Raw genomic sequence first — 15,471 nt, forward strand, 5'->3', positions numbered from 1 at the left:
GAGATGACGACAGCCCTCCACATCGATACTGTATGGTGCTTGCCACTGTCCGGCTGGATATGGCCGTCTTCGCCCCGTGGGCATTATCCACATCGTTCGTCGGCTGTTCCGATACCAACTGTACGTCTAGGGACATCTTCTCAACTGGCTGAGAAATTCCGGTTTCGGAACCCTTGAGAATCACCGTTAGAAATGTACTCCATGGCTCGCTCTCGGCTCTTTGCCTCTCTCTGTGGACTCGTCTTTCTCGTTAATCTCGCCAGAATCATCTTCGCCCCGCTTCTGGACGTTTTCATCACCGAATTTCCGATCGGGGAGGCAACTGCTGGGCTCATCGTGACGCTCGCGTGGGTCGGCAGCGCGTCGCTCCGCCTTCCGACGGGGTGGCTTCTCACGAAGGTGCCGAGACACTACGTCGTCATCGCGTCCGGTGCGATTCTTGCGGTCTCCGCCACTATCGCTGCGACGGCGACGACGCTTCCGCATCTCATGGTCGGTGCGTTCTTCATGGGGATGGCTTCCGGCGTGTATTTCGTCTCGGCAAACCCGCTTTTGAGCGAGTTGTATCCGGAGCGCATCGGCCGTGTCATGGGCGTCCACGGGGCCGCCAATCAGCTCGCCGCGGTGATCGCTGCGCCGTTCGTCGCGCTGACGCTGCTCGTCGACTGGCGGCTCTCGCTGTGGGCCATCGCCGTCGGCGCTGCGGTGATCACGGTCTACACGTGGATCGCCGCGAGTCGAACCGAGATGCCGGGCGCGGGACAGGCCGACCGTAATTTCGTCGCCGGCGCGCTTTCGGAGTGGCGGATCATCGTGACGGCACTGGCTATCGTCGGGCTGGCCGTCTTCGTCTGGCAGGGAGTGTTCAACTTCTACGAACTGTACATGCAGTCGAAGGGGCTTTCCGATCAGGCGTCAGGGGCGATGCTCACGATCGTCTTCGCCGCTGGCGTTCCGGCGTTTTACTTCGGCGGCGATCTGGCCGACCGCCTCCCCCACGTCCCGTATCTGCTCGGTATCGTCGGGACGTTTTCCGCGACGCTGCTCGTGTTGACGCGACTCGAGAGTCTCCCCGCGCTCGTCGTGAGTTCCGCGTTCATCGGCTTCGTCGTCCACATGTTGTACCCGGCCGTCGACACGTACCTTCTCGACACGCTTCCGGACTCGACGCGAGGGAGCGCCTACGCCGTGTTCAGTTCGATCTGGATGTTCTCGCAGGCGCTCGGCTCGTCGGCCCTGGGCATCCTCCTCGAACGAGGCTACGCCTACGATACGGTGTTCAGCGGCGCTGCGATCTTTCTCGGCGCGACGATCCTCGCTCTCGTCCTCTTAGAGCGGACGGACCGACTCCCGAATTAACGCGGTTTTCACCTCCAGCACTCGGCTCCTGAACTCGACTCTTGAACTCGAAATCAGCGCCGAACTCTTCCGAGCAGTTCGTAGTCGTGATCGGGGGTATACCGCCGGAACAGCAGGCTGTTCGACAGCACGGAGACGCTCGAAAACGCCATCGCCGCCGCAGCCAGGACCGGTTGCAATAATCCGAGCGAGGCAAGCGGAATGAGCGTCGTGTTGTAACCGAGCGCCCACACGAGGTTCTGTTTGATCTTCTGGATCGTCGCATCGGAGATGCGAATCGCCTTCACGACGTCGAGTGGGTCGTCGCGCATCAGCATCACGTCGGCGGCCTCGATGGCGACGTCGGTCCCGGAGCCGATAGCCGTCCCGACGTGCGCGACGGCCAGGGCGGGAGCGTCGTTGACCCCGTCGCCGACCATCATCGCCTGCCGGCCGTCGGCTTGAATTGCCGCGACCGCGTCGGACTTGTCCTCGGGGAGCACCTCGGCCCGAACGTTCTCCGGCTTGATCCCGACCCGTTCGGCGACCGACCGAGCGGTCCGTTCGTTGTCGCCGGTGATCATCATCACCTCGGTCCCGCGCTCGGAGAGTTCAGTGACTGCCGCCCTCGCGCTGTCTTTGACGGTGTCGGCATCGGCGACGACGCCGACGAGTTCACCGTCGCTGTCGTTGTCGTTCTCGCTGCCGTCGTTGCTTTCGGGTTTGCCATCGTCGGCTCCGGCCGGCACGCGAGCGACGAGCATCGCGGTCTTGCCCTCGTTCTCGAGTCGCTCCATCGTCTCGACGGCCGGCGAAGGGTCGATGCCGTTGTTTCGCAGGAGGGTGCGGTTGCCGACGAGTACCTCGTCGGAGCCGACGGTTGCGCGAACGCCCTGCCCCGGGACGTTCTCGAACGCGTCGGGCTCTGCGAGCTCGAGGCCGCGTTCGTTCGCCCCGTCGACGATAGCTTGGGCGAGCGGGTGTTCGCTGCCGCGTTCGGCCGCCGCCGCGAGCCGGAGCACGTCGTCTTCGGTGAGTCGGTCCTCCCCCATTACCCGATCCGCCGACGGGTCGTTCGGACTGCTCGTCTCGCTTGCATCACTCGCGTCACTCGCGAAACCGCCGTCTGCCGCCGCTTCACCCCCATCAGTCGCGGGCCGGCCGTCCCCGTCTACCGCGACGACATCGGTCAGCTCCATCTCACCCTCGGTGAGCGTTCCCGTCTTGTCGAAGACGACCGTATCGACGTCTTTCGTCCGCTCGAGGATGTCGCCGCCCGTAAACAGGACGCCGTTTTTCGCTCCGATAGTCGTTCCGACCATCGTCGCCGCGGGCGTCGCAAGCCCGAGCGCACAGGGGCAGGCGATGAGCACCGACGATGCGAACACGACGATCGCGAACTCGAAGACCGAGACGCTTCCACCGGCCGGTGCCGGTCCGCCGGCGACCTGCCCCCACAGCGGGAGCCAGTCGACGACCCCCGCCAGCGTCTCGGGGAACAGGAACCAGACGAATCCCCAGAACAGGGCGTTCGCGATGACCGTCGGGACGAAGTACGCCGAGATCCTGTCGGCGAGATTTTGAATGTCCGGCTGGCGGGACTGGGCTTCCTTGACCGTCTGTACGATCTGCTGGAGCGCCGTCTCGCTGCCGACTTTCGTCGCCTCCACGACGAGCACCCCGTTCTCGTTGATCGTCGAGCCGACCACCTCGTCGCCGGCTTCCTTCTCGACGGGGACCGACTCGCCGGTCACCATCGACTCGTCGACCGCCGACTGTCCATCGACCACCACGCCGTCGGTCGGAATCTTCTCACCTGGTCGGACCTTCATCCGGTCGCCGACCGTCACCGCGTCGAGCGGCACCTCGGATTCCTCGCCGTTCTCGTCGACGACCGTCGCCGTCTCGGCTTCCAGTTCCAGCAGCGCCCGGAGCGCGTCGCTGGCCCGGCCCTTCGAGCGAGCCTCGAGATAGTTTCCGAGCGTGATGAACACCAGGATCAACGCTGCGGTGTCGAAGTACAGACTCCCGGCTAACAACCCGAGCAGGACGACGACGCTGTACACGTACGCCGTCGACGACCCCAGCGCGATCAGCACGTCCATGTTCGCCCGCCGATTCTTCACGAGCGCCGTGTACGAGTTCTCGTAGAACTCCCGCCCGAGCACGATCTGCACCGGCGTCGCGAGCAGGAACTCGATCCACCCGAACTCGACGCCGAACACCTCGTTCGGGAGCACCCCGCCGCCGAGCAGGAACTTCTCGGCGATGAAAAAGAGCAGCGGTGCCGAGAGCACGGCTCCGAAGAGGGTCAACCGGAGCTGGCGCCGTATCTCCGCCTGTCGCGCGTCGTCGCGGCGCTTCTGGTCCGACTGCTCCCCGTCGTCGTCGCGGACGGGCGTGTATCCAGCGTCGTCGACTGCATCGTAGAGCGCCCCTCTGGATACGTCCGCCGGGTTGAACTCGACTTGCGCCTCGTCGGTCGCGTAGTTCGCCTCCGCGCTGATCACGCCGGGAACGGCTTCGAGTGCGTCCTCGTTAGTGGCGGCGCAGTTCGCGCACGTCATGTCCGAAATCCCGACCGAAGCGGTCGCACGCTCGGCGTGGTAGCCGGCGTCGTCGATCGCGTCGTATAGCGCGCCGAGCGACACCGCGTCGGGATCGTATTCGACGGTTCCTTCGTCGGTGGCGAAGTTGACGTTCGCCGTCGAAACCCCGTCGAGTTCTTCCAGGGCGTCGGTGATCGCCTGCGAGCAGTTCGAACAGCTCATGCCCTGGATTTCGAGGTGCGTGGTTCGGGTGTCCATTATCAGACTAGACGGGTGCCGTACTTACCCGCTTTTCTGATAGCAATCCAAAGGTGACACCTAGGGATTCTTTGGAATCCTAAGCAGCTAGACGCCCTCCTCGAGCCGGTCGTAGCGCTCTACGAACTGGCTTCGGCAGGACGGACAACAGAAGTGATACACCTGCTCGTCGATTCGAGTCGATTCCCCCTCGCTGTCGACGGTGTTGCCACACTCCGCGCACGTAAGCGCGAACTCGGTTCCGCCGTGGGAGGGGTGCCATTCGGCGTCGTCGATCAACGTCACCGTGTAGTCAACATCGTGGCCGTCGAACAGGCCATCGAGCCACCGTCGGACGTTTTGAACCTGTGCGCGGGCGTAAAACCAGAGTTCACCGTCGGCGGTGACGAACACGTGTTCGACCGCGTCGGCTTCGCCAACCCGATCTTTGCAGTCATCGACGTCGCCGCTGGCAACCGTCGCCTGGACGAATACCGGAACGCCAGCCTGTAACTGAGAGCGGTCGACGTCGACGGTAAAGCGATTGATCACCCCTGCCTCCTGGAGCCGCTGGACGCGATCCGACACCGCAGGCCCGGACAGACCGACTTCGGCGGCGATGTCGCTGAACGGGCGCCTGGCGTCCTCGCCGAGGAGCTGTAGGATCTCGATGTCGGTTTCGTCGAGCGTTCGCATAGCTCGAGTTCGGCCTCGAGATTCAATACGCCGTCGGTTAGACTTTCGAAGGCAAATTCGATACGCCATTTCACTTTGGATTCTAATTCCTTCTGCTCCTTCGGTCGGACTGCAGTCCGCTCGCCCGCCGAGGGATCGCGGGACTCGGTCCCCGAGAAAGGGAGGGAGAGAAAGAGGGACCCTCGAGACGAGGAGACTGCAGACCCGCGCTCACGACGGGCCGACGTATATGGGTCACTCGGTAGCAGTGTGAGTAATGGGCCTGTTCGAGAACCTCGCGCTCGTCTTCGCCGCCGGGTTGATCACGGCGCTGGCGACGGGCATCGGCGCCCTTCCGTTTTTCTTCTTCGGGTCGGTCAGCGACCGCCAAAACATCATCCTCTGGGGACTCGCCTCGGGAATCATGCTCGCAGCTTCCGTGTTCGGCCTCGTCGATGAGGGACTCGCCGAGGGAAGTCTCGTCGAAATCCTCGTCGGCCTAGCCGCCGGCGTCGTACTCGTCGTCGTCGCTCACGAGTTCATCGTCGACGCCGATATCGACCCCCGGGAGTACGAGGAGGCGGATTTCAGACGTCTCGTTCTCATTCTAGGCGTGCTCACCGTCCACAGCTTTCCCGAGGGCGTCGCCATCGGCGTTTCGTTCGCCGACCTCGGCCTCGACGGCGGGTTCGAGATCCTCGGCATAACGATCCCGCTGCTGGCAGTGTTCATGACCGTTGCAATCTCCATCCATAACGTGCCCGAAGGAACGGCGATCTCGATTCCGCTCACGTCGCTGGGTGTCCCGAACTGGAAACTGGTCTGGTGGGCGGTCTTTTCGAGTCTGCCCCAGCCGATCGGAGCCGTGCTAGCCTTCGCTTTCGTTCGCGTCGCCCGCGAGTTCCTCGCCGTCGGCTTCGGCTTTGCCGCCGGGGCGATGATCTACCTCGTGCTCTCGCAGTTCGTCCCCGAGGCGCTGTCGATCGGCACCCGACTCCCGAACGGCGGCAAACCTGAACTCGTCGGCGGAATCGTGCTCGGAGTGGTGCTCATGATTCCACTCGCGCTCATCTGAGCGGCGACTGCGATCGCTCGGGCCGAGCGGCGAGCGTCAGGTCGACCGTCTGTTCGGCTCCGTCCCGCAGGACTGTCACCTGGATCGAGTCCTCGGGACGCGTTTCCAGGGCGAGGTGTCCCGCCAGGTCCTCGAACGTGTCCATCGCTGTTCCTTCGATTTCGAGGATAACGTCGCCGCCGACGGGGATGCGAGTTCCGTTGACGGAGCGGATCGAACTCGGTCGCAACACGCCGTCCGCCGGCCCGCCTCGAGTCGTCTGGACGACTAACTGCCCACGAGAGTCGCGCATACCGTTCGCCTCGGCGATCGACGGCGTCACGTTTTCGAGCGCGACGCCCATGTAGGCGTGGTCGTACGTTCCCGAGTCGATAAGTTTCGGAACGACGCGTTGGGTGAGCGCGGCCGAGATGCCGAACGCGATGTTATCGCCTTGTTTCGAGTTCACGACGCCGAGAACGGTTCCGTCCAGCGACATCAGGGGTCCGCCGCTGTTGCCCGGGTTCACCGCAGCATCCGTCTGAATCGAGTCGGGGATTCGATAGCCGGAGGGAGACGGGATCAATCGATCGGCGCCGCTGATGATCCCCGTCGTCACCGTTCCGTCGAGGTTGTACGGGTTTCCGATGGAGACGGCTTCCTGCCCGACCACCGGGGTTTTCGCTACGAATGACAGGGGGCGTGCCGAATCCGGGATGGACTCGACCCGAATAACGGCGAGGTCGCTGTGTGGGTCCGTGCCTCGTACGCTCCCGTCGCTCCATTCCCCGTTGGAATACCGGAGTTGAGCCGTCTCCGCGTTTCCGACGACGTGGGCGTTCGTGACGACGTGGTCTTCGTCGTACTGGAATCCCGTTCCCCGTCCGGTCTTCGTCTGAACTAGCACGATCGAGGAAATCGTTTCTCGGTAGACCGCCGTGTAATCGTTTCCAGCGGCCTGCGGTTGGGTCTCCGATTTAGTTGACTCCGTCGAGGGATCGGATTGTGACGGGTCGTCGTCGGCGCGAAAGAGCGACGAACTACAGCCCGAAAGCCCGGTTGCGAGCGACACGCTACTGAACGCGAGAAATCTCCGACGTGTGGATGTCTGCATGGACATCTCAATCTCGAACTACGGTCCCGTTCGTTGTATATATTAGGCTCTGTTGAAACTCACTTGATTCGACACGTTGCTGAAACAGCCGTTAGGTGGGTGTGCGACGGTAGTGCCGGTCTTGTGGTGTCTAAACCGTCGCTACAGAACGAGGACGGTCAGATAGCTGCTAGCACCGACGAGAAACGCTGTTTCGACAGGAGCGTGTTTTTCGTCGAGTTAGTGACGGAACGCCCTGCGGAGTCAATCCCCGCCTCCAGTTTCTCTGAGCAAATTTGTAGGTGGCCTGTGAGTGACACGGGTTCCATTTACGACGATCTGCTCGCTTCTCAAACATCCTCAACTAGACAGTGCCTTCCTGTCGTCTCACGGAGGGAGTAGTCGACTCGTTGCCAGCTATATTGTATATAATTAACAATACTACGCCGAGATCTGACATCAATCTGTGTATACTAAACGGTGTCTCCCCATTCCCTGGATACAGTAGATGTTTTCCGAGTAGATAAATATACTAACAGCAAATCATACCACATATGCTAGTTTATACCGTACGGAATGGGTACAATAAATAATTCCTCTCTCTGGAAAATAGTTAGTCTTCCACCCATTCACTACAGAACTATAGAGGTACGGTAATCATCTCGCAGTTGCTGACCGATCTTCCCTGATGTTGTCCCACTATAGTATTGTGAGTTATGTACAATCATGGTCTAAAAACATTCGCTGAACGCTTCGTAATCGCGACTGCGGATAGTGAACGTCTCTCCATGGATCTCCGAGTTCTCCGAAGCGACAAGAAGCGGGGCGTTTGTAATTTCGTGATCACCGGTAACGCTGCAACGCTCCAGCGGATCGGGGCCTCGCTTTCGTTCCAATACCACGAGTTCAGCGCAGGCCCGAGTGAGGAATGCGCTAGACCTGCCAGTGACGGCGGACTACGGGTCTTGAAGGAGTCCGATTCGGTTTACAATAGTACATGGGTAAAAGCATACGCAGCGCTGTTTTGGTGTATGGCCGCCAGTTCGTGGCGTGGCAGTAACTCCCGACCTGGTTCCGTCGGTTCCCCGGCCGCTTCCGAGGTTGAACTCTCCCGCTGGCTACCGGCACGAAATGAGTGGCCGTTCGTAAAGCCGCCTGAGACGTAAACGACCAACTGTTGGAAATCTGTCTGTTGCTCGAGTACACGTCGATTTATTGTTATTTATGCCCCGCTCACTCCGGGTGTTTCTCCGAAGAGTCCCATGGAAAAATAACACATAATAGAGACTATCTCTGTGATGGCTGTACTTATGCGACGCATCAAGGGTCATCTCAGTTACCGTCGTCGGCTCGGCAGTCTGATAGCCATCGATCTATTCTCTCATTGCCCTCATCGCTCGAACGATCCACGGTGCGCTTCGCTCTCGATCATGTCGTTGTGTTCATAAGTAGTGGAAAAATATAATAGATCTCGGGTGAACCTATGGTAATAGCGCATAGTGGTGCGGCAGCTGTAGAACGACCGTCGATTCAGCAGTGCCGGGACGTGACGAGCGGAGTGCTAGACGGAAGAGCAGACGGACGCGTTCACCGCCGGAGTGCCGCGCCCGGGCGCTATCGGGAGACAGTCATGAACGATAGACAACCGTCGGATGACGAGGGCATCGACAGCGAACTACACTCGAGCGACATCTCGCGCAGGAACTACTGCAAACTGATCAGCGCCGCTTCAGCGGCGGGAGCGGTCGGTGCAGTCGGCACAGTTGGCGCGAGCAGTCATGTTCCGGTCGGCAATGGCAGCTACACGACAGCGTTGCCATCGGGAGCGGAGGCACCGCAGGCCGCTATCTGGACGACATCGGCGTTCGGCGGCGATCCGGTTCCGACCAACGACTGGTGGTCGAGTCTCGTCTGGAACTCGTTCTCCGAGAACATGTTCTCTCAGCCGCTGATGCTTCGGGCGGTAGAGGACGGCCTCCTCGTCAAGAATCCGACCGAGTGGATCGATGGGTCGACAACAGTAATGGACAATCAGGGGCGCGACCTGACGATCGGACATGCGGGTACCGATAGCTTCGGCGACGCGCGTCTCGACGATCACGGCGACTGGTCGGTCGATGCGATCTGGGGCGATGGAACCACCACCACACTGCGTGCAACGTTCGCGCAGGGATCACCGTTCGTCTTCTGCGAATACGAGGGCGGCGGCGCCGAGATCGGTTTTGACGATGCGCCGGCGGTCTGGGCCGACGAGGGCAACGTTCTCGGCGTCACGGTCTCCGGTCATCACTACGGGTTGTTCGCCCCCTCGGGAACGAACTGGACGGGCGTCGGTACCGACACGCTCGCCAACGACCTCGGCGGCGCGGGATACTGCTCGATCGCGGCCCTCCCCGAGACCGGTTCCCTCGGTACGTTCGAGGAGTACGCGTACAATTTCGTCACCGACACCCAGGTCGACTGGGAGTACGATCAGGCAAATGCCGCGGTCCACACCACGTACAACTTCGAGACCGCCGATAGGCCCGAGAGCGCGGCGGCGGGAACGATCACAGCCCTGCATCCCCACCAGTGGAAATACAGCGACGACGAGACGTTGGGCACGACCTTCACGTCCCCGCGCGGAGAGATGCGCGTCGTTGCCGGGCCGTCGTTCTCGACGACCTACGACTACGGCGGCATGCTCCCGTTCTTGCCCGACGAAGGAGATTACGATACCGCGGAACTACGGGGATACATCGATGAGATCGATACCGCGATCGACGGGCCAGACACGTACAACGTCGGCAAGGACTACGGCCGACTGGTCGAGAGCAAGGCGCTTGCCGAACAGTTCGGCCCGAGCGACAAGCGCGACGATATCGTCGGCTCACTTCGCGACCACCTCGAGCGGTGGCTTCAGGCCGAGAGCGGATCGGACGAACTGTTCTACTACGACGACAATTGGGGAACCCTGCTCGGGTATCCCGAGAGCCACGGCTCGGCGTCGTCGCTGTCCGATCACCACTTCCACTACGGGTACTACGTCCGCGCCGCCGCCGAGATCGCGCGTACGAACCCCGGGTGGGGCACTGCATCCGAATGGGGCGGCATGGTTGAACACCTGATTCGCGACTACGCAACCCCCGATCGCGAAGACGATATGTTCCCCTTCGCCCGGAACTTCAGCCCCTACTGCGGGCACTCCTGGGCGGAAGGAGGCGGCGCAGAGTTCGCCGACGGGAACAACCAGGAATCCTCCTCCGAAGCGCTCAACGCGTACGCGGCGATCATCGAGTGGGGCGAATACACCGACAACGCGGAACTGCGGGACTTCGGCGTCTACCTGTACACGACCGAACTCCACGCCGTCCACGAGTACTGGTTCGACGCCGACGACACGAATCACCCCGACTCGTGGGACTACGACACCGCCGGGATGGTGTGGGGCAACGGCTACGCCTACGCAACCTGGTGGACCGCGGACGAGGAGGCGATCCACGGTATCAACTGGCTCCCGCTCGCCGGCTACTCACTCCACCTGGGGTGGGACGATGCGGCCCCCGAAGCGAACTACGACGAACTCGTCGCGAACAAGGGAACCGACGAGTTCAGCTACTGGCCGGATCTCATGTGGATGTACCGGGCGTTCTCCGACGGGCAGGATGCCGTCGACAAGTTCGAGGCGCGAAAGGACGAGTACGAGGTCGAGGGTGGCCACACCCGCGCCCAGACGTACCACTGGATCTACAACCTTCGTGCGATGGGCACACCGGACGGCGACATCACCGCTGATACGCCGTTCTACCAGGTGTTTAGCGACGGGACCCAGCGGACCTACGTCGCCTACAATGCTGGCGACTCCGAGCGGACCGTCTCCTTCTCCGATGGGACGCAGTTGTCCGTCCCGGCGAACTCGCTGGCGACGGCTACCGGTGATGATGGTGGTGATGGCGGCGACGGTGGTGATGGTGGCGACGGCGGCGACGGTAATGATGGAGAAACCTATTCCGGAGACGCCGGTGATGGATGGACTGCTACCGTTTCGGACGGCGGTCACTGGGAGTTCGATCCGAACGACGCTGCCGACTGGGCGGACGTGCAGTTCGACGACGGCGGCGGCTGGGTCGGGTATCGCATGGCGGCCGACGGGGGCACCCACGTCCACACTCGTGACGCCGCCGATGATGGCGACTCGATCGATGTCCGGTTCGTCTGGGACGACGGGGCCGGTGGACAGTACGTCTCTGCTGCGTTCACACACCAGTACTGACCGGTTCCGATCAGCTGGATAGAGACCGGCTGTATCGGTGGCGAAGACATTGATTCGCCCCGATTTTGCAAAAGACTGATTACCGGTTGCTCCAGTGGTGGGGGCATGGACAGGGATCCACTCCGGGACGCGCTACAGGACGCGGGGTTGACCTCGTACCAGGCCGACGCGTACATCACGCTACTCGAGCAAGGAATGATGCCAGCGGTGGAGGTCGCCAAGCGCTGTTCCGTCCCGGTGTCCCAGATCTACGATGTCCTTCGCGCTCTCGAGCGGATGGACTACATCGAGACGTTCGACCAGGACAAACTCCACGCCCGCCCGCGGGAGCCGATCACTGTCCTTCGTGAACTCCGGTCTCGAAGCGAACTAATGAACTCGGCGGCAGATGCGATCGAAGATCGGTGGGAGCAACCGGCAGTTAGCGATCACAAGGTAAGCGTCGTCAAACACGAGGAGACGGTCGTCGACCGGGCGCGCGATCTGATCCGAGACGCGGAGAGTTTCATCGAACTGTCGGCGACCGTCGACCAATTCCGGACCCTCACGAACGCCCTGGAGGACGCCCGCGATCGCGGCGTCATCACGAAGGTAGCGGTATACGGGGTCGACCTGGAAGCGCAACTCGCGACCGTCTCGTTCGAAGAAACGGTGACAGAACTCCGCGCGTGCCGAATCCCGGGGCCGTTCCTACTCGTGGCAGACCGCACACAGACGTGCTTTACGCCGAACGATTGGGCCAACAGGCCGTTCGGCGTCCTGATCGACGACTACATTCTCTCGTTTATCTTCCACTGGTACTTCCAGACGGGCGTCTGGGCGCTCTGGGAGACGGTGTACGAGGATACCGACCCGCCCTACACCTACATGACTCTCGAAGAGTTCGTCCAGGACGTCGCACCGCTCTGGCGGGACGGAGCGAACGTCGCAGTGACGGTCGACGGGACGTGGGCCGACACGAACGACGCCTGCGAGATCACCGGGATCGTCACCGACATCGAATACCCGGGCGTTTACCGGTCCGAGGGCCGTCCGTCGTTCGAGGAGTTAGCCGGCTTCCTGCAACTGACGCTGGCCGTCGACGGCGACCTGTACAGCGTCGGCGGATGGGGGACCGTTTACGAGGATATCGAGGCGGTCCAAATCACGCTCGAGACCATCGAGTTCGACGAACCGAACAGTGTGGGAAGCGCCGGCAGCGACGACGCATGGGCGGTCGGGATCGAATCGGAAGACGATTGATCGACGACGCTTCTCGAACTCGATTGTGACCGCCCCAGTGAACTCGTTGGACCGGCGTTTGACTCGGATCCGCACGCGAGCGCCGACCCGGTCGCGAGTTCACTGCAGCGTGATCGCGTTGAAGTTCCAGGAGCCGGTTTCGGCGACGATCCGGACCGTGCTCTGGGTATCGATTGCGACGCCGGTGGCGACGGTAACGTCGGTCCAGTCGTGCCAGCCGCCGGTGGACGGCACGTCAACCGTCCCGGAGACGTTCCGGCCGTCGATTTCGAGGTGGAACGCGGAGTCCGACTCAGGCGAGGAGACGTTTGCGACAACGTCGACGGTGCCCTCGGTGTCGACTACCGACTCGTAGGCCCACCAATTGTTGTCGTCGATCCAGCCGATCGACTCGCCGCCCTCGCCGTTGTCTTCGATCCCGTAATCGCCTGCCGAGTCGTCGTACGCGACTGCGTCGATCGTCGTCGCGAGGTCGTCTTCGTCATCAGTCCCCTCGACGATCAGCCCATCGACGAGTCGGGGATCTTCCTCGGCCTCCGGTGGGGCGGTCGCCTCGTAGTACACGTCGTTGCCGCCCATGGTTAGCTCTTGGTCCATCCCGCTCCCGTCGCCCGAATCTAGCTGGACGGTTTCGTCGACATCGATATCCCGCAGTTCGACCGTTACGTCGCCGCCGAAGATTTTCTCGCCGCTGATGTACACGTCGGCGTTCGCGTTGTCGAAGTCGCTCGTTGTGACGGTGGTCGTCCCGGGATTCAGTGCCCCGATCCCGTCCTCGAAGCGCTCGATCGTCGTATCTTCGACGACGAGGGAGTCCATGCGCATGTTGTGGCTGATGCCGACGCCCCGTCCGTCGCCGATCAGGCGCGAGTTCCTGATCGTCGCGTACCCGGAGTACCGGAGGGCGATCCCCAGGTCGACGCCGCGGATGCCGCCGAAGCCCTCGACGGTCGCGTGCGGGAGTTCGTCCTCGCCGTCCCGACCTCGGAGATTCCAGCCGGTGAAGTTCTCGATTCGGGCGTAGTACTCCGCGTTGCCCTCGATGACCTCGGCGCGTGCTCCTCGCATGACGTTCATCACGTCGATTCCCGACCCCGAGGCGAACGCGACGTTGTCGAGGTTCCGGAACGGAATCGAGCCTTCGTCGACGTAGACGGTGCCGTCGTCGGCCTCGTAGGTGGCGTGGGCGAATTCCGCGACGTTAGGGCCGTCGGTTCCCGGCGCGACGTTGCGTTCGTCGGTCGGCTTATCGTCGGCGTAGTCCGCGGGCACGTTCGGGATGGTTCCGCGGTGACGACCGATATCCGCCTCGGTCAGTTCGTCGGTCGGTGCGTTCCGCGTCCGCGGATCGTCGTAGGGAAGCGCCTCGGGGACGTAGTCGCCTAACGCCCGCGTCCAGTAGGCGAAGGCGAAGTTCCGGTGGCCCGCAGCGACGTTATTTTCGACGGAGACGAGCGGGCCGTGCAGCCAGAATCCGTGGCCACCGTGGCCGTAGTCGTCGATATTTCGCTCGTGATTGAAGTTCTCGATGAACTCGCGCCAGTCGGGGTCTCGGCCGCTCCCTTCCGAGCGGAGCGCGAAGTTGTTCCGGAAGTGGCCGATCTCGACGCCGGTCTCGGTCATAAACCCGGTTCCGCTGACCTTGTAGCTGATACAATCTTCCACGGCGGCGTAGCTCTGGTGGTTGGTGAATCCCCAGCCGGGGCTGCCCTTCCAGCCGTCGCCGTCGGTCCGCGGTGCGACGACGCAACCGGTGACGTCGTGGGGATCGAGATCGTAGTCGGGGCCCGTCTTGTGAAAGTGCAGCGCATAGCGGGATTTGACGTTCTCGTTCGGATCCAGCTCGAGTTCCGAGCCGCCGTATTGGGGGTTGGAGAACCGACGCATCTTGTTCGTCCGTCCGAGATCGTAAAAGCCAGCGTGATCGATCGTCGATCCCGCCGCCAGTATCATTACGTGCCCGCGACGCTTGATCTCGGTATTCTCCGATCGGAATCGGACGGAACGGTCCAGGTGCAGTACGTACGAGTTCAGGTCGTATCCGACCGGCGGAACGTGGTCGTCACTGAGGGGCGCTTCGAGGACGACCGTCGATCCGTCGACGCTCGCGATGGTCACCTCCTCGTCCTGGTTTTCTCGGGCGGAGACGCCGGGAACGACCAGTGTGTCGCCGGGCCGCCAGTTCGTCGGTAGCGTCTCGAGTTCGAGGTGGCTGTCCCCCGCTCGCGGGTGTGCGTCGAGGGTCGTATGGGCCGTTTTTGACGCGCCGACGAGTTCGAGACCGCCCCCGACAAGCACCCCTCGGCTCAGTCGGTCGGGGTCCCACTCCTCGTCGATCGGCCCGCGATCGAGGAACGTGACCGCTGCGGTGACGGCGGGTGCCACCGGGTCGGCCGCCGTGCCGATTTCGACGGTACTCCCCGCGGTCGAGATGATCGTGTCTACCCGAAGGTGGGTGTCCGTGGTCGGATCCACTCGATACGTCCCGTCAACCCGGAGCCAGTGAAGGCGTGCGGTTTCACCGCCCAACGTCACCGTTACGCCAGCCGGGATTGTTACCCTGGCGTCGGTGTCGGGGACGCCATCGTCCCACGTCGTCGCGTCGTTCCATCGCCCGTCTCCGACGGCCGTGTGCGTCGGTTGTTCGATCGTCGAATCTCCGTCGACGAGGTCGAGAACCGGCGAACCGTCACTCGAAGCCGCAACCGTCGTTCCCGCCATGCTGCCGGTGGCGACGAGCCCGGCGGTTCCGATGCCGACTGCCTCGAGAAAATTCCGTCGGTCGACGCCGGTGGTGTCCGCCCCGCTACTCGGCGGTCGATACTGTTCGTCCGTTCCGCAATCGTTGTCCGTCATGGTGTGCACTCGTTTCGTTGGCCTGGAGGCAGCGATGCGCTGAGGAACTGTCCTCTCGTTCGCCGCTCCGCCCAACTACTGCAACAGTATACGAAAGCCATATATAGTCCATTTTATCATTCACGTGATGTTGAGCGCAATCGTCAGGGACGTCGCGCTCGGTTCTCTCAATCCG

8 protein-coding genes are annotated in these 15,471 nt (G+C 62.3%); 4 read left to right on the top strand and 4 right to left on the bottom strand.

Annotated features, from left to right (window positions below; genetic code table 11):
• Window positions 1-201 precede the first annotated feature (201 nt).
• Entirely contained in the window at window positions 202-1,359 is a 1,158-nt protein-coding gene (locus C481_RS02345; protein WP_006107270.1) for an MFS transporter, read from the top strand.
• A gap of 53 nt (window positions 1,360-1,412) precedes the next feature.
• Here C481_RS02345 and C481_RS02350 read toward each other — a convergent pair whose 3' ends face one another.
• The gene (locus C481_RS02350) at window positions 1,413-4,145 is read right to left on the bottom strand and encodes a heavy metal translocating P-type ATPase (RefSeq protein WP_006107272.1); all 2,733 of its coding nucleotides are present in this window, start codon (window positions 4,143-4,145) and stop codon (window positions 1,413-1,415) included.
• Between the two features lie 87 nt (window positions 4,146-4,232).
• Window positions 4,233-4,820, bottom strand: coding sequence for an AsnC family transcriptional regulator (locus tag C481_RS02355; protein WP_006107273.1), 588 nt, complete (start codon window positions 4,818-4,820; stop codon window positions 4,233-4,235).
• Window positions 4,821-5,076: 256 nt separating this feature from the next.
• On the opposite strand from C481_RS02355, the gene C481_RS02360 reads away from it, so the two are divergent.
• Window positions 5,077-5,874 carry a ZIP family metal transporter gene (locus tag C481_RS02360; protein WP_006107275.1) on the top strand — a complete coding sequence of 266 codons (798 nt, stop codon included), beginning with the start codon at window positions 5,077-5,079 and terminating at the stop codon, window positions 5,872-5,874.
• Here C481_RS02360 and C481_RS02365 read toward each other — a convergent pair.
• The gene (locus C481_RS02365; protein ID WP_083860873.1) at window positions 5,867-6,967 is read right to left on the bottom strand and encodes a S1C family serine protease; all 1,101 of its coding nucleotides are present in this window, start codon (window positions 6,965-6,967) and stop codon (window positions 5,867-5,869) included. The two genes, C481_RS02360 and C481_RS02365, sit on opposite strands and share 8 nt — an antisense overlap.
• Before the next feature lie 1,609 nt (window positions 6,968-8,576).
• Between C481_RS02365 and C481_RS02370 the strand changes: the two genes are divergently transcribed.
• Window positions 8,577-11,198 carry a glycosyl hydrolase gene (locus C481_RS02370; RefSeq protein ID WP_006107279.1) on the top strand — a complete coding sequence of 874 codons (2,622 nt, stop codon included), beginning with the start codon at window positions 8,577-8,579 and terminating at the stop codon, window positions 11,196-11,198.
• 105 nt (window positions 11,199-11,303) lie between these two features.
• On the top strand, window positions 11,304-12,440 hold the full coding sequence (locus C481_RS02375) for a TrmB family transcriptional regulator (RefSeq protein ID WP_006107280.1): 1,137 nt from the start codon (window positions 11,304-11,306) through the stop codon (window positions 12,438-12,440).
• A 99-nt stretch (window positions 12,441-12,539) separates the two neighbouring features.
• Here C481_RS02375 and C481_RS02380 read toward each other — a convergent pair whose 3' ends face one another.
• Window positions 12,540-15,296, bottom strand: a complete 2,757-nt coding sequence (locus C481_RS02380; RefSeq protein ID WP_006107282.1) for a carbohydrate-binding protein — start codon at window positions 15,294-15,296, stop codon at window positions 12,540-12,542.
• Between the last annotated feature and the right edge of the window lie 175 nt (window positions 15,297-15,471).

The organism is Natrialba asiatica DSM 12278 (genome assembly GCF_000337555.1).
Lineage (GTDB): Archaea > Halobacteriota > Halobacteria > Halobacteriales > Natrialbaceae > Natrialba > Natrialba asiatica.